This is a genomic window from Priestia sp. TGN 0903 (assembly GCF_050846855.1).
GTDB lineage: Bacteria > Bacillota > Bacilli > Bacillales > Bacillaceae_H > Priestia > Priestia zanthoxyli.
In genome coordinates this window covers 135,990-160,270 of sequence record NZ_JBOZGL010000001.1, presented here as the reverse complement: position 1 = coordinate 160,270, position 24,281 = coordinate 135,990, and the positions used below count along the sequence as shown (strand labels likewise).

Here is a 24,281-nt window from a genome sequence, read left to right as displayed (position 1 = left end):
TTACTTACCCCATCCTCTATTCCCTTCACCATCTATCTTAATATAATATTATACATAAGTAAATAAAAAGAATGTTATTAATTAACATAAGTTTCACTTATAACCTTTTTCCATCTGCCTTTTATTTTTCTAATAATTCATATTTCATTGATTTTTACGCATGCTAGAAACGGAGGTGATTCAACATGGCTAAACGCAAGTCAAACCACGTCATTCCTGGAGCTAACGCGGCTAGCGCTCAAGGAAAAGGAGCGGGTTATAATGAAGAATTTTCAAATGAACCATTAACCGAACAACAGAAACAAAATAATAAAAAACGCAAAAAAAATCAATAAAACACTCTCTTATTGGATATACTAATCACTAGTTAGAAAAGCAAAATCGTTTAACTCCATGAAATCTAACGAGAAGGCGTCATTATATATGGCGCTTTTTTTCTGTTCCCATTTCCTGTTTTTGCTAAACCTATTTTTAGAAAGGGGAATTTTTCATCGGATAAATCCCCTGTCACTATCCCACCCTAATAAATGAAAGGGAGGGTTTAACTATGAACAAAAACAGCAGCAAAGACATCAGAAGAAATGCGCCAAAAAGCAATTCTGGACAGCCCGAACCGCTAAGCGGATCTCATAAAGTAAAGAACCGTAAGCATTCTCGCCAAAAACACAATAGCGGACATGATATGTAAAACAGCGGCAAGCTCTCTACAGAGCTTGCTTTTTTATGCATAGAAAAGGCAGCTAGTACTTCAAGCTTATTCTTTGCACAGGAGTTCACTAAGTACATAAACGCGCATATGATAGTAAAGTGAACAGTTTAAATAATGGAGGAACGCAGAAATGAAAAACAAGCGTCTGCCAGCAGACCAAATGTTTGTAAAAGGCTTTCAAGATTTGTTAGAAGTCATGCTTTCAAATCCCTTTATGAGTTATTTAGATTATGATTCCGTTCGTATAGATTTATTTGAAACAGAACAATCATTTATTGTCGAAGCTGAATTATTAGGGTATCACCCTAAGGATATTATCGTTCAGATACAAGCTGACCACTTACAGCTGACAGCCAAGAAATACTGCCTTAGAGAATTTCATGATGAAAAGCAAGGAACGCTTGCAAGAGAACAAATGGAAGAAAGCGTTGAACGTACAATTGACTTTCCATTTTCATTGTTGAATAAAAAGATTACCGCTACATTTAGTAACGAAATCCTTGAAATTACGATTTCCAAACATGAGACAAATGAATCTAATCAGCAAATAGTCCCTATTGAGTTCCAATAAAGCTGCAGATGTTGTCTCTGCAGCTTTATTGGAACTATTTAATTGTTTATTTAGCACATAGTTTTTTTAGAAAGTTTTCCTTTTCAAAACAATTGGATATCTCATTTGTTTTACGGCACACTACTAAAAAAGAGTAAAAGGAGAACATTTATGCTTCATACTGCTTGGAAAGGTAAAATCAGCTTTGGATTAATTGACATCCCTATTAAACTGCACGGAGCAATTGAAGAAAAAGATGTAAAGCTGCGCACACTGCACTCCGTTTGCCATACACCCATTCATCAAGAAAAACATTGCCAAACGTGTGGACGAGAAGTAGAATCCGATGAACTGGTTAAAGGATACGAAACCGCGACCGGTCAGTTTGTTGTACTTTCACAACAGGAAATTGACCTTGTCAAAGAGCCCTTTGCAGCAAACAAAGCTGTTGAATTGTTGCACTTTGTTTCGTTAGATGACATTGATCCCCTGTTTTTTGATAAGCCCTACTATATTTCTCCTGAAGAAACGAGCCTAAAAGCTTATTATACGTTATTAAATGCACTTGAAATAACGAATAAAGTCGGTATTGCCAATGTATTTTTATATTCCAAACAGCAAATCGCCATTATTCGTTCCGTGGGCGGCTCTCTCGTTCTTCACACGATGCATTTTGAAGAAGAACTTCGTTCAGTCACAGATGTGCCTAACTTATCTACTACTTCTTCTGTTAATGAAAGTGATACACAAGTGACGGTGGAATTAATTGATAAGCTATCTACTTCTTTTAATCCATCTATTTACAAAAACAACTACCGAGATGCCTTACAAAGCGTCATTCAACAAAAAATAAATCAAGGCGAAGTTACAAAAGTAAGCGGAAGCGAAGAACGAGATATTCGACATTTAATGGAAATTTTAAAGGTGAGCATAGATCCTTCTACTTTACAGCCGACAAAATCAACAGCAGAGAAAAAAACGTCATCCTTAAAAAAGAAAGCATAAAAAAAGCTAACGAAGAAGTTCGTTAGCTTTCATTTGCAACAGAAGTCTTAGGAACAATAGCTCCATATGACGCCGGTATTTTTAAATATTGCGTTACTTGATCATTTTCCACAAAAACAATAAAGTTATCTTTTTTATCTTTTCCAATACCTTTTGCTTTTGCTTCAGACCAATTGAAGCCCAGCTTTTCATTTACCTCACTGCGGGTCATTTCCGGTCCAAAAACATATACTTTATCCCATCTAAAATCACATAATTCATTAAAATCAAGGATGGAAGCTTCTTCTTTACTTTGATTTGTTTTTTTAATTTCATTAATTACGGTTTGCTGAAGTTGCGCTTGGTTGCGTTCGCTGTATACCCTGTCAATAAAAAAAGTTGCCAATAGCGCTACTAACGTGAATAGTAGAATCTTTTTCACTTCGTTGTCCTCCTGATACGTTCTCTGCACATGATACGACTTCTTTTCGATACGGTTTTATTCTCTACTATTCTAGAAAATTCAACAGGAAAATACAACTAAAATCTCGAAATGTCATCAAAACATAAAAAACTTAACACTATGTCAACGCATAAAAAAAGGGCTTGTTCACGTTCTACCTATTTACCTAATCAGCGCTGAAAAGATTTGGTTCTTCCGTACAAATAGTTTTAATAAATTCTTCTACTAGCCCTTCCTCTCCCGGCAAAAAAGGCAGCGCACCCACTCCAACGCGTTCAATACTTTTATAAAAATGATGCTGCTTATAGCCTTCTGCTTTCCCTGGAAACAGCACAACCGCTGTTTGTACCGGTTTTATTCCATTTTCCTCTACAATAGCGTCTCGGTAACGGTGCATGGTATTAATATCTTCTTCTCTAGGAGAGGGCGTATCGTGATTTGGTTTGATACGATACTTAGCGTCAAAAAGATATACACTTTTTTTCTCCCCTTGCTTTACTTCAAGCAGCAAGTCCGGCTTTTGGATAACAGTATGAGTATGATGGTATTCTTTTTGATACCATAGCGTTACTTCTGCTTTTCCCACCTGAAAACGATGGTAAGAGGCCTGCACTCTGACATTCAACCCTTGTTCTGTCGTTGTCATGATGTTTTGTTCTATTCGTTTGCCGTAAATTTGCAACTTCTTTAAAAGACTAACATACGTCCAGTATTCATAGAGAGTTGCGATATCTTTTAATGAAAGGTGGTAAAACTCTCCGTTAAGAGCCAACCCTCGCGTTAAGAACATAAAGTATCTGCTTGCTTCCCGGTAGCGGGGTGCCGTACGGAGTGTAGAAGGAAGAGTTGAAACTTGTATGGTCTTCACTCTTTGCCAGAACACATTGTTTAGCAGCCTTTTTAATTCGGTATGATTGGTTTCTAGAGCCGACACCGCTTCTTTTTTTACATATCTATCTTCTATCAATTTGTCAATTAGTGTAGTTAGCTTGTGATACAGCTGCGTCATCATCCATTTAACACTTTGATTTTCCAAATTATCATAGATAGCTACATGTCTTGTGCCAATTGCTTTTGTGGGTACTACTTTTATATGCCGATTAATTTTAATTCCTCTGCTTGAAGATGCAAGATAGGTAGGGTGTGTTCGGACAAATGATATAGCCTGGCTATCTTGTTTTTTTATTTGATCTCCTCTCATGAGCTCATGTTCAACTTTTACCGATTGAAACGGCTGATTCTCAATCTGACGAACAGAATGAAGAAAGGGTTTCATATAGTGAGAGAGCACATGATAAAATTCCGTCCATGTTGCTTGTTTAGACCAAACCGATTTTGCTTCAATATACGTTTTACGGAGCATATCGTATGCCAAATCATGAATGTATCCGTTCACTTCATCAACCATGCGTACATAATCTGTCTTGTAGCTCATCTTTGACGGGAAAATTTCAAGAGTAAAAGACAGCTCTTTTTCTATTTCACTGTAGACATGAAACGTAGAATACCCTACCTCATTTTGAAAGCTTATATTTCCTGTTAAAATGTAGGGAAATCCTACGGTTTGAAAACTTTGTTCAACTGCTTTTGAGTCGTGATTAACAAACAGACTTGTTTCATTTTTTGAAACAACTGTAATTTGATAGGTTTCATTTTCAAAAAATAAAGGCTCAAGCGGCGGTTTGGAAGTCATCATGCCTTTTGTTTGATTTAGTACTTTTACATGTGTGATTCCTTTTCCCGTACAAGAAAAAAACATCACTTCTTCTGCAGATTTTATTTTTTTCTTATTCTTTCCTTTTATAACCACCGTACACGTATCGGTTTCAATTTCAACGTACGGTATTAATCCAAAATGACGTGTATCCGTATACTTCAAAACGTCTCATCATCTCCATTATTTTGCGTGCACTTTTAGGAAATCTCATCCCGTCTGCGTTGACAACAGCTGTCTCAAATTCATCATCGAGCAGCGTATTTGTACAGTAATAATAAAGATTTTTTAATAGGTCAAATGTGTAAGCATCGCTTCCTGAAATACGAGGCAAAACTTTTTGCAATATCTGAAAATCAAACGCCTGATCAAATGTAAACACTCCGCTTTTCACTGCGTAAATTAGATAAAAGCATATTTCGTCGCGTACGCGGTAACCTATTTGCAAATCGACTTCTGTAAGCATCTCGTTGACGGTTAGCAGTTCATTTGTTACTTCGTGAATGAGCTCAGCATGTTCAACATACGCATCTTTTAAGTGAACGTATTGACTTTGAATTTGTACATTTTCAATACTGTGCCGAGGTGGATCTCTCTCATCTAAAAAATCAAAAGAATCTAGCTGAATCTTATTCAGCTCAATGGTGTTGGTACGATCTAACAACTTTTGACTAAACCCATGAGTTGTTTCATCCATATTAATGGTACCGATAATGAGAAGGTTAGATGGCAAATAAATATCTCGGAACATCTTATGTCCAGGAAATAACGGAGCTGTTTTGATTTTCCCTTTTGACCAGCTTCTGCTTTCCATCACGCTTAAAATATCGCTAAAATAATGTTCAACTCGAGCTAAGTTCATTTCATCCAATATGGCAACATATGTGTAAGCTGGATGCTGAATGGCTTGCTGCATAATCGACAGAAACGATCCTCTGCGAAAATCTCCTCTTAAATCAATATACCCTAATAAATCTGAACTATCGTGCCAATCGGGCCGAACTGGAATAAGCACTTGTCTGCCATTTTCAATCGTGGCACCGATACTATCTGCTAAGAGCTGCGCAAGCTTTGTTTTTCCCGTCCCGCTCATTCCTGATAAAACAATAAAAGGCTTGGTCTTTAAAGCAAAGTAGGCGTTGGCTATATCTTGTCGTTCGTATGTAAATCCAGATTTCTTAATATACTCATGAATGTGGACGATGGCGTCTTTATCGCCAATCATCTCTTTGCTCATTCCGTATGTTTTTATATACTGTTCATGCATACTCAGCAGTAAATGCAAATCATCTTGAAGCTGATCATTATTAGGTAAGTCTGCTATATTGTAAGGAAGGTAAAGAGCTACTCTATCCTCAAAGCTTTTCGCTTCCATGCTTGTACCAATGACAATATGATTATCTTTCAATACGCGGGCATGTTCAGGAGTAAAAAAACGAATGTCTTTCAGATCAGTTCCTTCCCCTGCATCTCCTTTCATCATGACTAAGTAAATGCGCTGACCGTCTTCACTGAATAAATATGCTACTATCACATCACTCTCTATATTCTTATTGGCAAGAGTCACGTAAGGAAATGTTTCAGCGTGGTGGCCCGATATACGCATTTCTTCTCGATTTATATGCTCCAATCGATAAAGAGAAATCGGAAGCCGGCGTGTAAGCATATTTTCTATTTCATGTTTTACAAGTACGTCTCCACCCATTTGTTTATAATGTTCCGCTACATAAAGCAGCCGATCGCGCAAACTCATCGAATTCTCTCCTTTCTGCCTTCACTGCAGTTTGTAAAAATAAAAAGCATCGTCAGCTGACCACGCAAAAGTTTCGTTTCTTTTATTATAGACGCTTTCTTCGTATCGTAAGCTATTTTATAACGTTAGAAAACACTACATTATTCTTTTCTCTACATATATGTTTATGTTCATTTTAATGAAACATGACCGAAAAGAAAAGCGTTAGGGGCTTAATGAATGAAGAGGTAATGATACGAACAGAAAAATAGGCAGCTTCTGTACAAAGTGATACAATCGCCATTATGCTACATGATTATTTGATGTCTGATGCTTTTGGCTGAGTAAAGAAAAAAATAAAAATAATAAGCGGCAGCGCGATAAGAAAAATACTCGTCTCTGAAGGTCTTACTGTAGGTATATCCGTTAATGACATCTTAATCAGTCCTTTGTAAATTTTTCAACTAAGTCAGGATTTACATAAAAATGTTTTGATACGGTACGATGAAAAAACTGAGAGGATTGATTTAGTTCACTTAATGCAGGTTCTGTTTTAGGAACGCCAAAAATAGGTCCACTTACATTAATGGTAAACCTTCCAGAAGAAATAAAGGCGCCCGACACATTGATCTGGTTATTAAGCAGCAACGCCGCAAGAATCACATCAATCATATCAATAATGATATTAATTCCCGCATCTCCGTCCTTTCCTTCTATTCGGCTAGTTCCTGTAATAGGTCCCCCTACTGAAATACGAAAAGCTCCGGGTGTCACAAATACGCCTATAATTGTTATTTGGCCAGTTAATAATAATATAGCTGTTACTACATCCAGATTTCGTTGAATGGCAAAGATCAGTTCCCTTTCTTTGTCAAAGCCGCTTTTCCATTCCACATTCTCCACACCCTTAGCACATACTATTCTAAACACGTGTAAATGTTATTCTATTTTTTCTTTTTCCCGTCTCACTCCCGCTCCGAAAAGTGTAAAACAGATTTTACTGCGTCTTCAATTTCTTTATACCCTGTACATCTGCATATATTGGAAGCAAGCCACTCCTTTATAATATCGTCACTGCCTGAAGGATGGTGTTTGGAAAGCAAATGAGCATTCATGATAAAACCCGATGTGCAATAACCGCACTGAAAAGCAAAGTGTTCAATAAAAGCTTTTTGCATAGGTGAACTCTTCAGCCCTTCTATAGTCATTATTTCTTTCTCTTCTGTTTCTGCCGCTAACATGAGGCAAGATTTCATTGGCCGCTGATTTATCCCTACTGTACAAGCTCCGCAGTCCCCGTTTAAGCAGCCTGGTTTTGCTCCGGTAAGGCCCAGCTTTTCTCTTAATACGTAAAGCAACGTATCTGCTGTTCGGATATCAACCATTTTTTCTTCACCATTAACCTTTAGCTTAATTGTTATTCTATACCGTTCATCTTTTAGCATGTTACGTTCCCCCCAGCTCTGTGAAAATATCAAACAATAAATTTTTAATCACAAATTTGCGATAGCGATTCGACCCTTCCCCATCATTTAAAATTGGAGCCGGTATATAATCAAGAGCATTTTGAATTCGAGCTTCTAATGGCGTTTCTTTATGATTTAGCATTTCTTCTATTTCTGCTGAGCGAAAAGGAAACGAACAGACTCCGCTGAAAGCTACTCGAATGGCTCCTTCTATTTTTAACGCTGCTATTGTCACTAATGGATATCCTGTATCCCACTGCTGGCGTTCTTTTATACTCATATATGGCAGGGCAGCGTACTTCTTTTCAACAAACACCTGAACAAGAAGTTCTCCGTTTTCCAGCTGCAAACGCCGGTTAAAAAGGGCGTGAATCGAATAGATATTGGTTCCAGCCGGACCTGCCACTGCAAGTTGACTATCTGTTAAAAGCAGCGGCAATACCGCTTCTCGATAAAAAATATGCCCACAAATATTTCCTCCTAGCGTTATTTTATTTCGAGCCGTGTGATCAGCCACTTCGCTAGCAGACTTACTTAATAAAGGAAACAAATTTTTATCTTCCAGTTCAGTTAACGTTACTCCTGCACCAAAAATCATCCAATCTTCATTAGCTTCGGTTTGTTGAAATTCAGGTATATTTTTTATATCAATAACAGCATGGGTAACAAACAAACCCAATCTGCCTAATGTCAGAATTTCGGTACCGCCAGCATAATACCGCGGCTGTTTGCCTTGATTCTCTAACTCTTGAAACAAGGCAACTGCTTCTGAAACAGTTCCAGGTTTGTGATATTCAAAGTCAAATGAAATCATCAGCATTCCCTTCTTTCATTCTCCAAATCAATTCTGGAATAAGCGGAAGTTGGTTTAATTCTGTTTCTGCCGCCACCGTTAAGCTGTTTCCTAAAGAAGCCGGCATACCAAGCAGCCCGTGTTCTCCGACTCCTCTAGCTCCGTACGCCGCATCTAATTGAGGCGTATGAATAAAATCTACTACGTACTCCGGATGCTCTCCGTAGCGAAGAGGACGATATTTCCGAAGCTGAGGATTTAAAATACGGCCATTTGAATCAAACCAAAATGTTTCTCTGCCTGCAAACGATAGCCCCATACTCATCGCACCCATGACTTGCCCGCGTGCCATTTTCTCGTTTAGCACGGTTCCTATATCAATAACAGAGACAGCTTTTACAATACGATACCTATACGTTCTAGGATTATATTCCACTTCAACTCCTTCAGCTGCTACCGTCCATTCAGGCCCCGGACGCCCAGCTCCCGTTTCTTTATCCAAGTAGGTCATCCCTCTTAAAATATAGTTGCCTCTCCCTATAATTTGCCCTCCAATTGCATTTCCGTTCGGATATTTATAGCCATATACAATTTCTTTAAAGGCCAAGGATGTTTCAGGCTCATCCCGTAAAAAAACTTTTTCATTTTTTATTTCGATATCTTCCTCAGAAGCTCGAAATATACAAGAAGCTATCTTTTTTAATTGATTAATCACATCTTCAGCGGCTTCTAAAACCGCTCTTCCTGCCATAAAAGTGCCTCTGCTAGCCACCGTTTTCCAATGTTCAGGAGTCGTTTGAGTATCTACTTCCATTCGCACATGAATGCGTTCCACGCGCATCTGCAATTTTTCAGCCAGTATTTGCGCGAGCACGGTTTTCGTTCCCGTGCCTAATTCAATAACGCCAGACATTAAATTCACGCTTCCATCCGGATTGAATGTTAGAATAACACCGGAACCTGCGTTTGTTTCAATGGTAGAGGTTTTCCAGACGCAGCTAATCCCCTTAGCAGTAATAAGGCCGTTTTCATGCACCGTTCTCTGTCCTTCCTCCCATTTGATCAGCTGCTTCAAGCGACGAATACATTCTGGTAAGTTACCCACGCTGCTAGACGTTAAACGTACTTGCGTAGGCGTAGTATCGCCCGGCAAAATAGCATTTTTTTCTCTAAACTCCAAAGGATCTATACCTGCTTTTTTAGCAAGGATGTCCATCGTGCGCTCGAACGCAAATAATAGTTCTGAGTGGCTGAATCCTCGAAAAGGAGAAGCGTAAGGGTGATTTGTATATACACATAATGAATCACAAAAAATATGTTCAAGACGATAAGGTCCTGTACAGTCAGCTGCTGCAGCTTTACTCAGGTCCGTTCCTTTATCTGCATAAGCACCGCTGTCAAACAAATAAAGAATGTCAGCAGCCTGCAAGAGTCCCTCTTTAGAACAACCTAACTTGATTTTGGCATCTAGACCTATGTGAGCAGGCGAAGTGAGCATATCTTCTTCTCTTGTATTTAATATTTTAACCAGTCTTCCACCAACAGCTTTTGAAGCTATATATGCAAGCAACTCCAGCTGGACAGCTGCTTTTCCTCCGTAGCCTCCTCCTACTAGCGGTGTTTCAACGATCACTTTTCCCGCTTCAATTTCAAAGTACTCACTGATTAATTTTTTCACCATAAAAGGAGCTTGAGAAGAAGTGATAATTTTAACTAATCCATTCGGAAGAATTTCAGCAGCGGCACTTCTTGTTTCCATTGCCGCGTGATCTGAAGGAGATAGAGAAAACGTTTCTTCAACTATTAACTCACTTTTTTGCCAACCTTCTTCCATATTGCCTTTTCGTATTTTGACTCTGTTTGCTACGTTGGTGCCGGGCTCTGGATACACCGTTTCATCATGCTTGTAGATGTGCATATGTTCATGCACTAAAGGAGAATCCGGCTCAATAGCGGCGCTAGGAGAATGAACGACAGGTAACGGCTCATATTGAATATGGACAGCACTCGCCGCACGCTCAGCGAGTGCAGGAGTCTCTGCTACTATAAGGACTACGGCTTCTCCGTGATACCGCACTTTTTCAAACGCAAGCGGTCGCCGGTCACGAACTCCCTCTCCGGTTAACGGCAAATGCTCACCCGTCACAACTGCATGAACACCGGGAGTAGCGATCGCTGCTTGAATGTCTATTGCTTGAATTCTTGCATGAGCGTAAGGACTGACTACTATTTTGGCGTGAAGGGAACCTTTAAAACTGTAATCATTCGTGTACCGAGCTGTTCCCGTCACTTTTTCTAACGCATCTTTTCGAATCACGCTTTTCCCAATAACATCCACTCTTTTCACCTCCATCAATCAAACCCGTCTACATTTCTCTTTATATATCTTTTTAATGCTTTCATACGCTTGTTTTGTATCAACATCCATAAAAAAGGAAGCGTCGGTACATTCATAAAACATTCCATTTCCAGGTCCGTTTTGCCTTATAATTTTTCTTGCTCCTTGATCTCCTTGGAGCTTATCCAAGCTTGAAAACATTTGTTTTGAAAATAAAACCGGCGCTCTGGCAATTCCTTGATAAAAAGATGAAATAAACGGAACGGAAAAATGTTTTTCAAACAGAGAAACAAATGTATCTATCAGAACGATACTTATAAGAGGCTGATCTGCCAGCAGCACAATAATAGCATCAGCGCTTAATTCTTTTGCTTTTTTTAATCCGCACTTTAAAGACGCAGACTGACCTTTTAAGGCGCTACTACAAGAAGTATGACTCCACTTCTGCTGATATGCTTTTGAAAAAAGAATAGGGTCAATCCACTCAAGAGAATCTCCTTTCTTTGTGACTACTATCGTATGATTTACTTTTGAACAAACCGCTTTTCGTAAAGCTTTACTCCCTAAACATCCATTCCCTAAAGGCAGCAGCAGCTTATTGGTGCCCATCCTTTTACTAGCTCCCGCGGCAAGATAAACAGCAACAATATTTAATCCGGATATTTTCACACCTTTTTTTCATCATACATTCGGAGGTTTTGAATTAATTCAGCAAGAATACTAACGGCAATTTCCTGCGGTCCTACCGCTCCTATAGAAAGTCCCACCGGGGAATGAATATGGGAAGGAATATCAGTATTCAATAATCGAAGCGTTCGCTTTTTAGATCCTAAAACTCCTATATACTTTACAGGTTTTGATTTTAATAGGGAGAGAATTTCTTGATCGCGATAAAAATTATGCGTCATGATCACAACAAAATTATCGCTCTGAACGGACAATTGTTTGTCTACTTCCTCTGGGAATCCAATATGTATTTCCTCTGCTAGCGGAAAATGTTCCTTATTACATAAAGCTGGTCTCCAGTCGCATAAGGTAACAAGAAAACCCGTATTGGCAGCAAGTGATACTAAATATTTTGCATCGGTACCTGCCCCCCATATAATTAGACGAGGCTTCGGTTTATATAGATGAGCATATGTGAGCAGAGAGCAATTTGAAAGTTGAATACCGCTCTTTTTCCCATTCCAATCATCTGTTGCAAAAGATGATTGGTCGCTATTTGCACCAAATGTTTCGCCCGTCTTTTCTACATAAAAAGAAGTTGTTTGAATAAAGTCTTTTTCTAATTTTTTAATATGTAAAACAGGATTTCGGTTATCTAACTGACGTTTTACCCGCAAAAGGTTTTGCTTCATCCTCGCAGTTACGGGCTCTAGGAGAATATAGAGGATTCCATTGCAGCCTGCTCCTTGTCCCCACCCTGCATCACCTTCTTCTTTTAAATTATACGTAACGGTTAATACATGTTCTGTGTGGAACAACTCTTTTACGCGCTCAGCAAGATCTGCTTCTACACAACCAGCGCTTAACATCCCAATATTCTCCCCGTTTTCTTGAAACAGCATGGACGTTCCTTCCTTTAAATAAGAGGATCCTTCTACATGAATAATCGTTGCCAACACGCTTTTTACTGTTAATCTTTCTACAGCATGTAAAATGTCATGCATTTTTATTATCTCCTCCTTTTACTACTGATTTTTTAAAATCTTTTCACGTTTTGTGGAGAACTAAAATACGCTACAGTAGACTACTTCTGCTCTTGGAATGAATCCATGTATTATTCATATTTTCACCGAAGTTACAATAAGCTTTTAAAGACTTAGAAGAACTGTCGTTTGAAAGGAGAATAGTATGCTATTTGACTCAACAAAAATCAACCTAGGAAAATTGAACGTTCGCAGTGCTGATCAAGCAAGCAGTATTTCTATTGGAAATACGTTAAAAGTTACAAGGTATGTAACAGCAAAGAAAAATCAGGCCTTCGGACAGCAGCTCGCTGATCAATGTTTTTCAGCAGAATCTGCTTACAAAACTGTAGATAATGATTATGTGGATGCATTTGCAACAAAAAATGATAAATAAGGAGGAAACCATATGATTTTTTCACCTATGGTCATTAACTTACAAGCCTTCAAAGTGAACGTTCTGGATAATTCATCCGTTTTAAGCATAGGACCTAATCAGCAGCTTGACGTGTTCGTATCTTATAAACGTAATCAAGGACTAGGAGAATCAAACGGAGATTTTTCTCCAAACGTAACTCCGTTCTCATGGATTATAGATTCAGATGTAAACGATTCAAACTCAGTTAAAAACAGCGTAATTTAAGCTTCTACACCGCCTCTAACGAGCATGACTAGCAGCATACCTTCATCTATTCGTCTACTAGTATTCAACCTGATGCCTAATAAATATAACCTGCGTCTGAACTGGCTATATTTATTAGGCTCTTTCTATGAAATGGGTACTTTTTGAAAAGACGATGGGCTATCAATTTGATCACGATCATCAACACAGCTTCTCGTTCCTATAAACCCGCTATCATCACCGAAATTTTGCCCAAACCCCTGTGTTTTTTTATCTGAATTATTCCAGTCTGCTAGTAAATTCTGTCCGATATTTACCGCAGACGCATTTTCAAAGGAATTTATCTTTAGCATTAAAATATTAATATTTATAGATGCACCTGACATTTAAACCACCCCCTTTTCAAACTATATTCAAATTCCATCTTTTTATGATGTGTGGTAAGGAGGAAACCATATGGACTTTGATAAACTTATGCAGTGGATGGAATTCGCTAAAAAATATCAAACAAACGACTTTTGGAACGGTGTTTTTGATCAAACTGCTTTTAACGAATTTATGAAAGAAAATATGGATATGACTGCTCAGGATTCGCATCAGGCTCCTCAACCTCCTAGAAGTAATTTTCCACCTATCGACATTTATGTTACTCCTCACGAGATCATTGTTATCGCTGACCTGCCTGGTTATCTAAAAGAAAACTTGCACGTTTCTGTTTCAGGCAGCCGGCTTCTATTAAAAGGCTCGCCCCACCCTCTCATTACAGGGCAGCCTGTTGTACAAGAACGACCTTCTGGAGATTTCAACCGAATTATCGAATTGCCTGAGCCTACAGATGCGCATCATCTGCGTGCAAAATTTGAAAATGGACTGCTTATTCTTTCTTATCACAGGCAGTTTTTTCAAGAAGAGCGTATTCATATTGAATAAGGTTTAGTAGTTTTACGAATGAAATGTAATGCTGCACATAAGTATTTATAAATGCAAAAAATTTAATATTAACTCCCAAACTGAATCAATATGTATTTATCTAACTGTGATTACAGAGGAAATAAGCCCAAGATGAGGAGAAGCGAAATGTCTATGAAAGGATTTTTCAACCCCAAACAGACTAACCAACATCTTCAAACTGAGCTAGCGGACTTCAAACATCAAATCAAGCGTATTAACACGCTTGAAGTTCACATGAACCGTTTTTTAAAACTCGAACCGCAAATGGGTTCTCTCATAATGTTCAAAAAAAAGCTGGAGGCTCAGCCAGTGCTTTCCAACGATTCTTCATCTTCACAAAGAGATGCTCACAAAAACACTGAACAATCATATACAAAAGACATGCAAGAGACTGCTAGGCAGCTTCATTTTTTAAAAGAAAAAGTAGCGCAATTGGAACAAATCATCTCCACGCAAAACCCTCGCGATAAAAAGAAAGAAGCTGTGCCTTATCCGGATATAGCTAGCTTAGTAGAACAATCTGTAGAGAAACAAATGGCTCCTTATCTCGAAAAAATGACCGAACTAGATAACAGAGTTTCAGCATTAGAGCGAAGCATGTCGCTTTTAACTGAAGTACAGGTGGACATGCTAAAACGAACGTCTTCTCTTCAAGAAGAAGTAAGATTGATTCATCAAAAAGCGGCACTTTTAGAAAATGCTCCTCCGCCTATTCATATTGATAAATTTTTTCTTGATAAATACGAACAAAACAACAATATTGGCCAAGTGGGCATTAAGGAGCTCGGAGGTGCTTTAAACATCGGAGCTACATACGGAAGCGGAGCTATACCAAAGGACTTCACGGACCAAATCCAAAAAGATATGGAAGAGTTAAAAAACGCTAAATCAGATATTTCTTCTGGTAAACCGAAGCCTGCACAAGAGGATAAAGAGAATTCTTCTTCCGCTTTCGAAAAAGAAGAAGCGTATACAGAAGTTCCTATTTTTGATGAAGATGATCCAAAGGAAGAGTCAGTCTAAAAAAGTTATAAAATTATATTTAGTTATGACTAGAATTTTTGCAAGCTATTCTTTACACTATAGGTAATAACTTCAAAAAAGGAGATATGCTGATGCCAAAGCTTTTATGGAGAATAAGTGCTGTCATGTTGCTAATGTGTGGAGGCTTTATCTTTTTATTTATTGCTGCTTCGCAAATGATGGTTCAGCAATACAAACCTTTTTTTAGACGCGAGAGTGCATAACTCTCGCGTTTTTTTATTGAATAATATCCTGTTTATGGAATTACGAATCAGTATATGTGAATATGCCTTCGTTCGGCTTAGCTAAAGCGCTTGGATCTGAAACCATAACGAAGCATACTCAAACTGCTAAAAAACGTTTGAATGTTAAAAGAGGTTAAGACATGACGAAATGAATCCAATCTAAAAACGAACAAATGGGATGCATGAGCTGAACCGCTTGTGACGCCGCAGTTGATTTCCATGTAAGGCTTCGCTTTCCGCGGGCGGCCGGTGAGCCTCCTCGTCGCTTCCGCTCCTGCGGGGTCTCACCTGTTCCGCTTTTCCCGCAGGAGTCTTCGCCTTGCCCTCCAATCAACTGCTAAAAGGAATGGCGCAGATGAAACATACGTTCACCCTAACAAAAGAAAAAAACGAACCCTTGATTAACATGTTTGATCAAGGGTTCGTTTTTCACTTGAGCTAAAATACTTTTTCCTCAGCTTCTTCATTACATTTGTTATACATATATTTTCAGCATTTGATTGGCACCTTTTTGAAATTCATACGGGACATCTGCTATTTCTGTTCCTTTTACTAGAGGCGCAATCTCTTCTAAAAGCTGCGGCAAATAGGTAGAAATCTTGCCGCTCAGGTCCGTTAAAGGAAACAAGCGCACTTCCTCTTTTGTAACGCGTATCAGTTCTTTTAAAGCCTCTAAATGAAACGTATAATCTAACCGGTCGCTGTACATAAATAAAAAGTTTGCACAAAGCGTTAAATCAAACTCGTTCTTTTGAAACGGCAAATTAGGAAGCGCTCCGTACTGATAGGCTTCGGGGCTCTTTTTCATATGAGCAATACAATCTTTTAATGCTCTTTTTCGATGTTCAGTTAAATTATCAATAGATGAAAAATATTTCCACACATATTGCTCCTGTACGTGCTGCATTTGATTCATCGTATGAATTAAATCCAGGCTTCCCTTCTTTTCAAGCTCTTCTGCCGTAAATTTATAGGCAATATCACAGCTAGTAGCCGCCGCACCTTGCTGCAAAGCATGAGCAGTAAAAGAACAGGCTCCGCTAGCACAATCTAACACTTTTTTTCCTTTTAAACGCTTGTCATTCAAATTAAACATAGCTCTATACTCTTCAAACGTTCTGCCGATAAAAACAACTCGGTCAATTCCTAACTTTTTCTCTGCTAAACTCAACTCTACTCAGCTCCTATCTTTTACTTAGACCTTTATTTTACAGAAAATTGGATTAAATTCCAATAGTTTATGTAGTAATTAGGTTAATCACCATCTTTTGAAGCACTAAAAACAAGGCCCAACACATAACTCCTATGGATAAACTCACAAACAAATGAAGGGAGTTTTTTACACAAATATAGATGACAGCAAGTAATAAAATAGTGCCTGGGAGTCCATAAAGAACGCCAAGTGTAAACTGACTGACCACTTCCTTTTTTTCTCCTTGCACTGACAACCATATAATACTTAGTAAGCTCACAATTGGAAGAGCAGCCACGATTCCACCGTATGCCGGAAATCTTTTGGCCATTTCTGTTACCCCTGCAATAATAAGAGCCGACATTAAAATTTTGATGATACTATACATGTTCTGCACGCTCGCTCAATAACTGAAAAGCCTGTTGAATCAGCTGTTTTTCAGATGCTGTCATTTCGCGTAAAATAGCTGATACTTTTTCTTCATCCAAGCTTGAATTCCGTTTTAAGATGTCTTTTCCTGCTTCTGTTAAATGCAGAATTACTTTTCTTTCATCCTGTATATCTCTATTTTTATACACATATCCTTTCTCGATGCTTCTCTTTACATGTTCAGATGCCGTATTATGTGAAATAGTTAAATAATCTGCGATTTCTCTTATTCCAACCGAAGATGATTTGTCGATATGCTGCAAAAGACGTATGGTTTGGTGCGTAATTTTCTCTTGATGCGTATAGTGCAAATGATAATAAATAGACGTCCAATAGCTGTTTAACTCCTCTACTTTCATGATCCTGCTCCTTTATATCGTATTTTTAGTTATTATCGTATTATACGATATATATTACAGAAACGACAGCCAGTTTTCAATACTCCTTTCTTTTTATCTTGCATCTCACATAATAATACGATTTAACAGTTACACTAATTGTACACACTGTGAAAGGCGGTTGTATGACATTGATGCTTCGACTGTTAAAATGGGTTCCGAATCTCTTTACGATTGGAAATTTGCTAAGCGGCGTATTTTCCATAGCCTTTAATATGAACAGCTACGAACGCTTAGCTGCTCTTTTTATTTTTTTAGCCGCTTTTTTCGATTTATTTGACGGCAAAATTGCCAGAAAGCTAAAAGTTAACAGTGAGTTTGGTGTAGAGCTAGATTCTTTGGCTGATATTATAAGCTTTGGCGTAGCGCCTGCAATGCTATTTCATACTCTTTCTCCCCACTCTTGGCTAACGGTACTCGCTTTTATGATTTATCCAAGCATGGGTGCATTGAGATTAGCTAAATTTAGCGCAAATCCAACCGTAGGTTATTTTATAGGGCTGCCTATTCCTTTTCCAGCTCTAATTATCGCACTGCTCGGCATGTTTTATTATGTGAATCCTTATCTTATGATTATTTTAGCCATTTTGATGGTGAGTCCTATCCGGATCATGAAAATTTAGATGCCATAAAAGACAGACAAAATGCCTGTCTTTTATAGCGCTGTCCATTCCTCACACAGCATTTTATGCTTGAATTTCAGCTCATGTTCTCTTTTTTCAAGCTGAGCTTGTAAAGAAAGCCACTCGCTATTATCAGGTGCTGAGCATAATTTTTCTTCAAGAGACAGTAAGGAATCCAGTACGTCTTCAAGCTGAGCAGCCACTTCTCTTTGCTGTTTCATGTTCATTTTTTTCAACAGTAGTTTTTCATTTTTCTTCATTTTTTTCACCTCTTTCTTTTCTTTACCCGATGATGAGTGTTTTAGTATGAAAAGCACATGATTAAAAATAGTTTTATCGTAGTAAAGACCCTTTAATAGCCTATTTTTTATCTTTGTTGATTATTTAGAACATAGTTTAATAAGATATAGTTACAATTAGTAATACTTTTACAAACCGTGATATACTAAAAAAAAGAAAGGATGATGAATAGAGAATTATGCTGCAAAAATTTGGTTTTTCTCAGTATGAAAGTCAAGTATATGAAGCGCTGCTTGCGAATGAAGGTCCGCTGGATGCTAGTTCGATTGTCACGTATTCGCATGTTCCAAAAGCAAAGATTTATGAAGTACTTAATCGTTTAATTGATAAAGGCATTGTAGTAAATACATTGTCCGGGAAAAAGAAACTTTATTCAGCGGTAGCCCTTCAAACCGTCATTCAAAAACTTACTGCTGATTTTGAAAATGACATTAATGAATTAAAAACATATAAAATTAAAAGAACGTTTACAGATGATCATGTTTGGAGTTTAAAAGATAAATCCTCTATTTCTGCTCACATTGAACAGTTGATTCAAGAAGCGGAATCTTCTATTATTTTATCGGCTTGGAATGATGAGTTGGAACATTACCGCTCATTGCTAGAAGAAAAAGAGAAACAAGGCGTAAACGTCGAGGTCTTAACCATAGGAAACTTGCAGACTGCCCTCAAACATTTACATACATTAAATCCAATAGATGATCATAAAAACCTTGAGCCGTCGCAGTTGATTATTGTTGACGATGCCTACCTTTTATTTGCCGGCATTGAACATGAGACATGGAAAGCAATAAAAACCATGTCGCAGCCTCTTGTAAAAGTTTTTGCTGATTTCTTTTATCATGATGTCGCACTTACCCATATTACAAAGAAATATCAAGAGCAGCTTCTTCAGGATTCTGAGATCATGGAGCTGCTTACTCGACTGCGATATTAAAAAGGTTACTAATGAATTAGTAACCTTTTTAATATTACCTATTGAAATCCACTCTAAAAAAGGTTACTATTCTAGTTGTAACTTTTTAAAGAGGGGGTTTTTTGATGAATAAAAAAGTTTACATACTTGCGATTGCTTCTTTTGTTGTTGGAACAGTCGAATTAATTCTAGGAGGCATCTTAGACTTAATTGCCGATGCATTTCATGTATCACTAGCAAAAGCAGGTTATTTAATCTCTATTTATTCGTTTGTTTATGCCTTGTCTGCGCCGATTTTACTAAATGTGACGGCTAAGATAGAGCGTAAAAAAGTTTATATGTGGACATTATTTATTTTCTTATTGAGCAATGTATTTTCAGCCTACAGTTCGGGCTATTATATGCTATTAATCGGGCGTATCCTCGCTGCTGCGAGCGGCTCTTTTATTATTGTCCTATCTACCACAATGGCCTCTAGAATGGTAAAGCCTGAATATCAAGGCAGAGCAATTGGCGTTGTGTTTATGGGAATCAGCGGCTCACTTGTTTTGGGTATTCCTCTTGGTATTTTGATTGGAAATGCGCTTGGCTGGCGTCAAGTATTTGTTATGATTGCAATCTTAACTGCTATTATTATGATTACCGTTTGGTTTACAATGGAGCGTCTAGCTCCCGCTCCAATTGTACCGTTAAAGACTCAGATAAAAGCTTTACGCAATAAAAAAATGCTTGCTATTCACCTAGCAACATTGTTTGTACTGGCGGGCCATTTAACGCTTTATGCGTACTTCACGCCATTTTTACAAGAAACGCTAGGATTAAATACAACGATGGTAACCATTATTTATGGTATTTTCGGTCTTGCTGCAGTGGCAGGAGGAGGACTTGGAGGAGCTGTTTCTGATAGATGGAACCCTTCTTCGTCTGTTATCACCATGATTGCTCTCTTTTTTGTTAGCATGATTGCTATGCCGTTTGGCGTTCATTTGCCATTCGTTGTGTTCTTGCTTCTTATGATTATTTGGAGTGCGCTCAGCTGGGCGGTCTCACCGGCTCAAAGCAATTTAATTATTCATAGTGCACGCGACACGTCGGACATTTTAATCAGCACCAATGCAGCGATTTCACACGTAGGAATTGCGATCGGCTCCTATGTCGGAGGAATTGTCGTTAATCAATACTCTGTTATTTATAACGGCTGGGTCGGGTCTATTTTTGTATTGCTTGGTCTTTGCTTCTCTCTTTATGCGGTAACACGAACAGAAAGCACAGCAGATACGCTTCACAGTAAATAAGCTTTTACAAAAAGAGATTGGATAAAAATAATTTCATAAAAGTGAAACACGAACTATCTATCAAAAATGGATAAATAGTTCGTGTTTTTTTATAATCATGGTGAACGCAGGTACTTATAGCTGTTGGTTGGAGGACAAGGTGAAGACTCCTGCGGGAACAGCGAAACAGATGAGACCCCGCAGGAGCGAAGCGACGAGGAGGCTCATCGGCCGCCCGCGGAAAGCGAAGCCTTGCACGGAAATCAACAGCGGTCGAGCAAGCAGTCCAGATCATGCATCCAAATTGTTTGTCTTTGAGTTGGATTCATTTCGTTCTGTCCCATCCTCTTGTCATTGTGATTGCTCTTAATACATTTTAGCTGCAAATTGAGATTCGGATATAACGATAAAACCATGCTTTCTTAACAACGCAGTCGTTACCCCTTCACCGGCTATTTTAACACCTAGAAATGCTCCGTTATATATATGTTCACTTCCGCATGAAGGACTGTTTTCTTTTAGTACAATAACAGTAGCTTTTATTTCTTTTGCGATGTTCAGTGCCTTATAGGCCCCGTCTATGTATATATCTGTCACGTCTTTTCCCGATCGTTCAATAACTCGCGCATTTCCGTTTATTACGTCTATTCCCGTTCCTTTTATAATTTCTGCCGGTTCTCTAGGCGTGTGAAATCCACCTAACAGTTCCGGACATATCATCACCGCTTCTTTATTTTTAACGAGCGCTTCCATTTCCTTAACTAAGGCACTACTTCCATTATATCTGCAAGCTTGACCTGCTAAGCAAGAACTAACCAATATCACAGAATTCTCCCTCCCATAAAAAAACACTTCTCATTCATCATACAAAGAATATATGACGAATGGAAGTGTTTACCTTTTATATTTTATTCAAGATCACGCTTTGACTCCTGCTCTTTGTCTCGATCCGTTTTCGCTTCAAATTCAGATCGAGTCATTACGTCCTCTACATGCATATTTACTTCTACTACCTCTAATCCCGTCATATCGTGAACTGATTTTTTTACGTTATTAACAGTTTCAGAGAAAATGGATGGAACATTTTTTCCGTATTCGACAATTACTTTTAAATCAAGGGCCACTTGCTTTTCTCCTACTTCAGCGTTAATCCCTTTTGTGATATCTTCCGTGCTGCGGAAGCGATCTGTTAACCCGCTCATAAATCCGCCGCTCATTGATAAAATCCCTTTAATTTCGTTAGCTGCAATTCCAGCAATTTTTTTAATGACTTGATCTTCAAATGTTAATGTATTTTGATTTGTATTTTCCTGAGATTTTACTGCTGTATTTGTTTCATTAACTGCCATAACGAACATCTCCCTTAAAGTGATTTTCTATCTTCCTTTAGTAAAAAATCCTACCCAATTATTTAAGTCTAAATGACCATCTCGCCACTTCCCGATTACATAACCAATTCCCATAAAAGCTACAATTAGCAGCGTGGGGCCAAAACCAATTGTTAATAGTAAAATTGCCAACACTAAACCTGCCAAAATACCAAGTACTCGGCCACGGTATGGAATCAATTTATCTGGAGTACCCATTATGTCCCTCCTTCATCACACAACACGCTCTTTCTTTCGCGTTTGTGTATCTGTTAAATCGATGCGGACGGAGTGAACGGGAAGCTCAAGTAAAGCCTCTACGGCACGTTTCGTTTCAAGCTGCATCTCTTTTCCTAGTGTTGGTAGTCCATCTCGTCCAAACAGCGAACAGTTAATATATAGACTAACTCTTTCTTTACGAGAATGAATAGATGCTTGGACTTCAGGAGAGCGTATTCCCTGAAAGCCTCTAATTGCTCGCAAAGCTGTAGATTCAATCGTGGCTTTAGAAATGGTTATTTTGCCTTCGCCTGTTACAATTGCTAAATTCTTTTTAGGCGGCCTGCTAAATATGCCTGTTAAAAGAAAAATAATAAAAATAACAGCTAAAAATGCGCTTATTGACAATATTGTGTAGTAAAACCACTCCTGATGCTGCCACTTTTCTACCCAGTTCGAAAGGTGAGGAACCTTATAAACCATCAGTGCTAACATACCGGAACAAATCAGTCCTGCAATTCCAATAACTGCGATTAAAAACCGATTAAAATTATTCAATTTTCCACCTCATCTCAACGTGAACTCCTACTGTTTTTTAGTTATGTGTATAGGAAAGGCAACGAGATATTCAATAGTTACCCGCGATATTTTTTTAATAAACCTTTTAACTGTAAAACTGAATATAAAAAAACGACTAGGTTTCCCTAGTCGTTTTCCACGTCTCTATACGTTGTCTTGTGAGCTTTGATGAACTTATTACCGTTTATTAAACCGCCAATTAATAAAATAGCGGCCGTTAAATAAAACCAGACCATTAAAATAATAATACTTCCAAGCTGACCATAGATTTGCGAGTAGCTTCCAAACTGGACATAGTATCCAAATCCGGTAGATACAACTTGCCATCCTAGTGTGGAGAAAACAGCTCCTGGAAGTACATCTTTCCACGTTACTCTTGCGCTTGGCATCAGTTTGTAAAAAAGAATAAAAAAGCCTAATAAAAATAATGTCCCAATTCCCCATCTAATTGTCGTCCAGCTTTGAAACCATATGTCAGGAACATGGACTTTTGTTAACACCAAATGTCGAATGACTTCTTCAATAATTGGCACAAACAATGAAATAGCTACCACAACCATAAAGCCAAAGGTCAAAATTAAATCATTGATTAAACCGCGCAAAAACGTTTGTTTTCTTTGAATATGATACGCATCATTTAACGAGCGAACCAAAGATTGTATAGCCATAGATGCGAGCCAAAAAGTTGCTAATAAACTAAAAGACAAAACTTTTTTCCCGCTATTGTTAACTGTTTCAATTGATCTTTCAATTACGTCGTAGGCGCTTTTAGGGGTAAATGGTTCAATAAAGACGAGCAAATTGTTTGTGTCAATTGGAAAGAAACTCAGCAGTGAAAAAAGAAAAATAATAAACGGTACAAAAGATAACAAAAAATAGTAGGCTGTTTGAGCAGCCTGATCAAAGAAACGCTCCGTAAAAAAACGAGCGGCAACGGTCTTGGATGTTTGAATCATACAGCGTTCTCCTTTACTTTCGATTCACCGTGTAGTGAAATTCATATTCAATTTTTATGTTCAACATGTATTGGATAAGTTTTGGCTTATACAGCTTTCCTTTTCCATTATCCGCGGATAACAAAGAATTTAACCTGTAAAATCACACAGCCGGTTTGTAAAAGAAGATATTATTATCATTGCCTCTGCCATTACCACCATATTAATAGATCTTCTTTTTCTTTTATAAAACCGTAAATTCTTTGGGACTGGTTTCCCTTTTTTCTTATATCTTAAACTTTTTTACGCTATGTTAAAAAAATAAAACATAAGAGCGCCGATCAGCATCAGCATAATCATTAAAACAAAAATAACCAAAGCGTGAGATGATTGATACGTTTGGCTGTTAATTTTTTTGCGGGTTGAAAAATAATGATAAGTTGAGAAAAGAAGCAACCCTGCACTTGCAGCTAAAGAAAAGATGATAACAGCAATAATAAGAGTATCGGCTGCTTCACTTAAATTTTTCCCCGAATTAAAATGCAAACCACCTGCAACAAAACCAATGCCGAGTGTAGCAATAGACGTTCGAATCCACGCTAAATACGTTCGTTCATTTGCTAAATGCTGCTGAATATAAATAGATTCATTTTCTTTTTTAGTCATGCACATACCACCGTCCTTTTATATGTCTTCTATTATAAATAAATGCTCAAACGAAAATAAATTGAGGACGCTTCATGCCACATTATACCCAAAAAAAACGAATCA

At 38.0% G+C, this 24,281-nt stretch carries 34 protein-coding genes; 13 read left to right on the top strand and 21 right to left on the bottom strand.

Going from position 1 to position 24,281, the window contains the following annotated elements:
* Positions 1–185 precede the first annotated feature (185 nt).
* From sspO to ACRPLY_RS00870, 4 genes are all read left to right on the top strand, one after another.
* Positions 186–335 (top strand): small acid-soluble spore protein O, encoded by a 150-nt coding sequence (gene sspO, locus ACRPLY_RS00885; RefSeq protein WP_013083371.1) that lies wholly within the window; start codon positions 186–188, stop codon positions 333–335.
* A gap of 212 nt (positions 336–547) precedes the next feature.
* Positions 548–688, top strand: a complete 141-nt coding sequence (locus ACRPLY_RS00880) for a small acid-soluble spore protein P (protein WP_013057256.1) — start codon at positions 548–550, stop codon at positions 686–688.
* Between the two features lie 151 nt (positions 689–839).
* Positions 840–1,280 (top strand): Hsp20/alpha crystallin family protein, encoded by a 441-nt coding sequence (locus ACRPLY_RS00875; protein ID WP_098113035.1) that lies wholly within the window; start codon positions 840–842, stop codon positions 1,278–1,280.
* Positions 1,281–1,430: 150 nt separating this feature from the next.
* Positions 1,431–2,264, top strand: a complete 834-nt coding sequence (locus tag ACRPLY_RS00870; protein ID WP_099331059.1) for a Ku protein — start codon at positions 1,431–1,433, stop codon at positions 2,262–2,264.
* Positions 2,265–2,286: 22 nt separating this feature from the next.
* Here ACRPLY_RS00870 and ACRPLY_RS00865 read toward each other — a convergent pair whose 3' ends face one another.
* The 9 genes from ACRPLY_RS00865 to ACRPLY_RS00825 form a co-directional block, all read right to left on the bottom strand.
* Positions 2,287–2,685 (bottom strand): hypothetical protein, encoded by a 399-nt coding sequence (locus ACRPLY_RS00865; RefSeq protein ID WP_098999385.1) that lies wholly within the window; start codon positions 2,683–2,685, stop codon positions 2,287–2,289.
* A 187-nt stretch (positions 2,686–2,872) separates the two neighbouring features.
* Complete coding sequence (locus ACRPLY_RS00860; RefSeq protein ID WP_033579125.1) at positions 2,873–4,585, bottom strand: DUF2357 domain-containing protein; 1,713 nt, start codon at positions 4,583–4,585, stop codon at positions 2,873–2,875.
* Complete coding sequence (locus ACRPLY_RS00855; protein ID WP_098999387.1) at positions 4,539–6,173, bottom strand: MrcB family domain-containing protein; 1,635 nt, start codon at positions 6,171–6,173, stop codon at positions 4,539–4,541. The genes ACRPLY_RS00860 and ACRPLY_RS00855 overlap by 47 nt, the downstream gene beginning before the upstream one ends.
* A 420-nt stretch (positions 6,174–6,593) precedes the next feature.
* Positions 6,594–7,046, bottom strand: a complete 453-nt coding sequence (locus tag ACRPLY_RS00850; protein WP_372454456.1) for a hypothetical protein — start codon at positions 7,044–7,046, stop codon at positions 6,594–6,596.
* A gap of 71 nt (positions 7,047–7,117) precedes the next feature.
* Positions 7,118–7,597, bottom strand: coding sequence for a (2Fe-2S)-binding protein (locus tag ACRPLY_RS00845; RefSeq protein WP_063247888.1), 480 nt, complete (start codon positions 7,595–7,597; stop codon positions 7,118–7,120).
* A gap of 1 nt (position 7,598) precedes the next feature.
* Positions 7,599–8,432, bottom strand: coding sequence for an FAD binding domain-containing protein (locus ACRPLY_RS00840; protein ID WP_155017290.1), 834 nt, complete (start codon positions 8,430–8,432; stop codon positions 7,599–7,601).
* Positions 8,419–10,749, bottom strand: coding sequence for a xanthine dehydrogenase family protein molybdopterin-binding subunit (locus ACRPLY_RS00835; RefSeq protein WP_194273189.1), 2,331 nt, complete (start codon positions 10,747–10,749; stop codon positions 8,419–8,421). Before ACRPLY_RS00835 ends, ACRPLY_RS00840 begins: the two co-directional genes overlap by 14 nt.
* Before the next feature lie 18 nt (positions 10,750–10,767).
* A complete protein-coding gene (locus tag ACRPLY_RS00830) occupies positions 10,768–11,418 on the bottom strand; it encodes an NTP transferase domain-containing protein (RefSeq protein WP_228123004.1) in 651 nt (216 codons plus the stop codon).
* A complete protein-coding gene (locus tag ACRPLY_RS00825; RefSeq protein WP_099331062.1) occupies positions 11,415–12,419 on the bottom strand; it encodes an XdhC family protein in 1,005 nt (334 codons plus the stop codon). Before ACRPLY_RS00825 ends, ACRPLY_RS00830 begins: the two co-directional genes overlap by 4 nt.
* A gap of 184 nt (positions 12,420–12,603) precedes the next feature.
* Here ACRPLY_RS00825 and ACRPLY_RS00820 point away from each other — a divergent pair, with 184 nt between their 5' ends.
* Both ACRPLY_RS00820 and ACRPLY_RS00815 read left to right on the top strand, forming a co-directional pair.
* Entirely contained in the window at positions 12,604–12,834 is a 231-nt protein-coding gene (locus tag ACRPLY_RS00820) for a hypothetical protein (protein ID WP_098113037.1), read from the top strand.
* A 12-nt stretch (positions 12,835–12,846) separates the two neighbouring features.
* Positions 12,847–13,080 (top strand): hypothetical protein, encoded by a 234-nt coding sequence (locus ACRPLY_RS00815; protein ID WP_013057270.1) that lies wholly within the window; start codon positions 12,847–12,849, stop codon positions 13,078–13,080.
* Between the two features lie 125 nt (positions 13,081–13,205).
* Here ACRPLY_RS00815 and ACRPLY_RS00810 read toward each other — a convergent pair whose 3' ends face one another.
* Positions 13,206–13,445 carry a hypothetical protein gene (locus ACRPLY_RS00810; protein ID WP_033579134.1) on the bottom strand — a complete coding sequence of 80 codons (240 nt, stop codon included), beginning with the start codon at positions 13,443–13,445 and terminating at the stop codon, positions 13,206–13,208.
* A gap of 70 nt (positions 13,446–13,515) precedes the next feature.
* Between ACRPLY_RS00810 and ACRPLY_RS00805 the strand changes: the two genes are divergently transcribed.
* The 3 genes from ACRPLY_RS00805 to ACRPLY_RS00795 all read left to right on the top strand — a co-directional run bounded on the left by ACRPLY_RS00805 (position 13,516) and on the right by ACRPLY_RS00795 (position 15,257).
* Entirely contained in the window at positions 13,516–13,989 is a 474-nt protein-coding gene (locus tag ACRPLY_RS00805) for an Hsp20/alpha crystallin family protein (RefSeq protein WP_047750864.1), read from the top strand.
* Positions 13,990–14,136: 147 nt separating this feature from the next.
* Entirely contained in the window at positions 14,137–15,033 is an 897-nt protein-coding gene (locus ACRPLY_RS00800; RefSeq protein WP_048019223.1) for a hypothetical protein, read from the top strand.
* 92 nt (positions 15,034–15,125) lie between these two features.
* The gene (locus ACRPLY_RS00795; RefSeq protein WP_367077177.1) at positions 15,126–15,257 is read left to right on the top strand and encodes a hypothetical protein; all 132 of its coding nucleotides are present in this window, start codon (positions 15,126–15,128) and stop codon (positions 15,255–15,257) included.
* Between the two features lie 154 nt (positions 15,258–15,411).
* Here the strand turns inward: ACRPLY_RS00795 and ACRPLY_RS00790 are convergent, their stop codons facing one another.
* From ACRPLY_RS00790 to ACRPLY_RS00775, 4 genes are all read right to left on the bottom strand, one after another.
* On the bottom strand, positions 15,412–15,612 hold the full coding sequence (locus ACRPLY_RS00790; RefSeq protein ID WP_221834059.1) for a hypothetical protein: 201 nt from the start codon (positions 15,610–15,612) through the stop codon (positions 15,412–15,414).
* 141 nt (positions 15,613–15,753) lie between these two features.
* The gene (locus tag ACRPLY_RS00785) at positions 15,754–16,449 is read right to left on the bottom strand and encodes a hypothetical protein (protein WP_063247882.1); all 696 of its coding nucleotides are present in this window, start codon (positions 16,447–16,449) and stop codon (positions 15,754–15,756) included.
* 67 nt (positions 16,450–16,516) lie between these two features.
* On the bottom strand, positions 16,517–16,858 hold the full coding sequence (locus ACRPLY_RS00780; protein ID WP_367077176.1) for a DUF3147 family protein: 342 nt from the start codon (positions 16,856–16,858) through the stop codon (positions 16,517–16,519).
* Positions 16,851–17,258 carry a MarR family winged helix-turn-helix transcriptional regulator gene (locus ACRPLY_RS00775; protein WP_034269240.1) on the bottom strand — a complete coding sequence of 136 codons (408 nt, stop codon included), beginning with the start codon at positions 17,256–17,258 and terminating at the stop codon, positions 16,851–16,853. Before ACRPLY_RS00775 ends, ACRPLY_RS00780 begins: the two co-directional genes overlap by 8 nt.
* Before the next feature lie 170 nt (positions 17,259–17,428).
* Between ACRPLY_RS00775 and pssA the strand changes: the two genes are divergently transcribed.
* Positions 17,429–17,920, top strand: a complete 492-nt coding sequence (pssA, locus tag ACRPLY_RS00770) for a CDP-diacylglycerol--serine O-phosphatidyltransferase (protein WP_176521421.1) — start codon at positions 17,429–17,431, stop codon at positions 17,918–17,920.
* Between the two features lie 32 nt (positions 17,921–17,952).
* On the opposite strand, the gene ACRPLY_RS00765 is transcribed toward pssA, so the two are convergent.
* Positions 17,953–18,180 carry a hypothetical protein gene (locus tag ACRPLY_RS00765; RefSeq protein WP_074680934.1) on the bottom strand — a complete coding sequence of 76 codons (228 nt, stop codon included), beginning with the start codon at positions 18,178–18,180 and terminating at the stop codon, positions 17,953–17,955.
* Between the two features lie 218 nt (positions 18,181–18,398).
* Here ACRPLY_RS00765 and ACRPLY_RS00760 point away from each other — a divergent pair, with 218 nt between their 5' ends.
* From ACRPLY_RS00760 to ACRPLY_RS00750, 3 genes are all read left to right on the top strand, one after another.
* A complete protein-coding gene (locus ACRPLY_RS00760; RefSeq protein ID WP_033579145.1) occupies positions 18,399–19,157 on the top strand; it encodes a TrmB family transcriptional regulator in 759 nt (252 codons plus the stop codon).
* A gap of 104 nt (positions 19,158–19,261) precedes the next feature.
* A complete protein-coding gene (locus ACRPLY_RS00755; protein ID WP_048019216.1) occupies positions 19,262–20,431 on the top strand; it encodes an MFS transporter in 1,170 nt (389 codons plus the stop codon).
* Positions 20,432–20,554: 123 nt separating this feature from the next.
* On the top strand, positions 20,555–20,728 hold the full coding sequence (locus tag ACRPLY_RS00750) for a hypothetical protein (RefSeq protein ID WP_306460852.1): 174 nt from the start codon (positions 20,555–20,557) through the stop codon (positions 20,726–20,728).
* Positions 20,729–20,776: 48 nt separating this feature from the next.
* Here ACRPLY_RS00750 and ACRPLY_RS00745 read toward each other — a convergent pair whose 3' ends face one another.
* The 6 genes from ACRPLY_RS00745 to ACRPLY_RS00720 form a co-directional block, all read right to left on the bottom strand.
* Positions 20,777–21,235 carry a DUF523 domain-containing protein gene (locus ACRPLY_RS00745; RefSeq protein ID WP_098113045.1) on the bottom strand — a complete coding sequence of 153 codons (459 nt, stop codon included), beginning with the start codon at positions 21,233–21,235 and terminating at the stop codon, positions 20,777–20,779.
* Between the two features lie 83 nt (positions 21,236–21,318).
* Entirely contained in the window at positions 21,319–21,759 is a 441-nt protein-coding gene (locus ACRPLY_RS00740) for an Asp23/Gls24 family envelope stress response protein (RefSeq protein ID WP_098113046.1), read from the bottom strand.
* Positions 21,760–21,786: 27 nt separating this feature from the next.
* Positions 21,787–21,996, bottom strand: coding sequence for a DUF2273 domain-containing protein (locus tag ACRPLY_RS00735; RefSeq protein ID WP_048019213.1), 210 nt, complete (start codon positions 21,994–21,996; stop codon positions 21,787–21,789).
* A 15-nt stretch (positions 21,997–22,011) separates the two neighbouring features.
* Positions 22,012–22,554 (bottom strand): alkaline shock response membrane anchor protein AmaP, encoded by a 543-nt coding sequence (gene amaP, locus ACRPLY_RS00730; protein WP_033579150.1) that lies wholly within the window; start codon positions 22,552–22,554, stop codon positions 22,012–22,014.
* A gap of 146 nt (positions 22,555–22,700) precedes the next feature.
* On the bottom strand, positions 22,701–23,531 hold the full coding sequence (locus ACRPLY_RS00725; RefSeq protein ID WP_098113048.1) for a YihY/virulence factor BrkB family protein: 831 nt from the start codon (positions 23,529–23,531) through the stop codon (positions 22,701–22,703).
* Between the two features lie 282 nt (positions 23,532–23,813).
* Positions 23,814–24,176 carry a YidH family protein gene (locus ACRPLY_RS00720; protein WP_028413134.1) on the bottom strand — a complete coding sequence of 121 codons (363 nt, stop codon included), beginning with the start codon at positions 24,174–24,176 and terminating at the stop codon, positions 23,814–23,816.
* Positions 24,177–24,281 lie beyond the last annotated feature (105 nt).

Bases quoted from the DNA above. Each gene is read 5' to 3' on its own strand.
- ACRPLY_RS00775 (WP_034269240.1), bottom strand. From the start codon at position 17,258: ATGAAAGTAGAGGAGTTAAACAGCTATTGGACGTCTATTTATTATCAT.
- ACRPLY_RS00760 (WP_033579145.1), top strand. From the start codon at position 18,399: ATGCTGCAAAAATTTGGTTTTTCTCAGTATGAAAGTCAAGTATATGAA.
- ACRPLY_RS00855 (WP_098999387.1), bottom strand. From the start codon at position 6,173: ATGAGTTTGCGCGATCGGCTGCTTTATGTAGCGGAACATTATAAACAA.
- ACRPLY_RS00740 (WP_098113046.1), bottom strand. From the start codon at position 21,759: ATGGCAGTTAATGAAACAAATACAGCAGTAAAATCTCAGGAAAATACA.
- ACRPLY_RS00880 (WP_013057256.1), top strand. From the start codon at position 548: ATGAACAAAAACAGCAGCAAAGACATCAGAAGAAATGCGCCAAAAAGC.
- ACRPLY_RS00815 (WP_013057270.1), top strand. From the start codon at position 12,847: ATGATTTTTTCACCTATGGTCATTAACTTACAAGCCTTCAAAGTGAAC.
- ACRPLY_RS00765 (WP_074680934.1), bottom strand. From the start codon at position 18,180: ATGAAGAAAAATGAAAAACTACTGTTGAAAAAAATGAACATGAAACAG.
- ACRPLY_RS00755 (WP_048019216.1), top strand. From the start codon at position 19,262: ATGAATAAAAAAGTTTACATACTTGCGATTGCTTCTTTTGTTGTTGGA.
- ACRPLY_RS00870 (WP_099331059.1), top strand. From the start codon at position 1,431: ATGCTTCATACTGCTTGGAAAGGTAAAATCAGCTTTGGATTAATTGAC.
- ACRPLY_RS00825 (WP_099331062.1), bottom strand. From the start codon at position 12,419: ATGCATGACATTTTACATGCTGTAGAAAGATTAACAGTAAAAAGCGTG.
- sspO (WP_013083371.1), top strand. From the start codon at position 186: ATGGCTAAACGCAAGTCAAACCACGTCATTCCTGGAGCTAACGCGGCT.
- ACRPLY_RS00875 (WP_098113035.1), top strand. From the start codon at position 840: ATGAAAAACAAGCGTCTGCCAGCAGACCAAATGTTTGTAAAAGGCTTT.
- ACRPLY_RS00810 (WP_033579134.1), bottom strand. From the start codon at position 13,445: ATGTCAGGTGCATCTATAAATATTAATATTTTAATGCTAAAGATAAAT.
- ACRPLY_RS00805 (WP_047750864.1), top strand. From the start codon at position 13,516: ATGGACTTTGATAAACTTATGCAGTGGATGGAATTCGCTAAAAAATAT.
- ACRPLY_RS00800 (WP_048019223.1), top strand. From the start codon at position 14,137: ATGTCTATGAAAGGATTTTTCAACCCCAAACAGACTAACCAACATCTT.
- ACRPLY_RS00845 (WP_063247888.1), bottom strand. From the start codon at position 7,597: ATGCTAAAAGATGAACGGTATAGAATAACAATTAAGCTAAAGGTTAAT.
- ACRPLY_RS00840 (WP_155017290.1), bottom strand. From the start codon at position 8,432: ATGATTTCATTTGACTTTGAATATCACAAACCTGGAACTGTTTCAGAA.
- ACRPLY_RS00720 (WP_028413134.1), bottom strand. From the start codon at position 24,176: ATGACTAAAAAAGAAAATGAATCTATTTATATTCAGCAGCATTTAGCA.
- ACRPLY_RS00820 (WP_098113037.1), top strand. From the start codon at position 12,604: ATGCTATTTGACTCAACAAAAATCAACCTAGGAAAATTGAACGTTCGC.
- ACRPLY_RS00780 (WP_367077176.1), bottom strand. From the start codon at position 16,858: ATGTATAGTATCATCAAAATTTTAATGTCGGCTCTTATTATTGCAGGG.
- ACRPLY_RS00735 (WP_048019213.1), bottom strand. From the start codon at position 21,996: ATGGGTACTCCAGATAAATTGATTCCATACCGTGGCCGAGTACTTGGT.
- ACRPLY_RS00795 (WP_367077177.1), top strand. From the start codon at position 15,126: ATGCCAAAGCTTTTATGGAGAATAAGTGCTGTCATGTTGCTAATGTGT.
- ACRPLY_RS00725 (WP_098113048.1), bottom strand. From the start codon at position 23,531: ATGATTCAAACATCCAAGACCGTTGCCGCTCGTTTTTTTACGGAGCGT.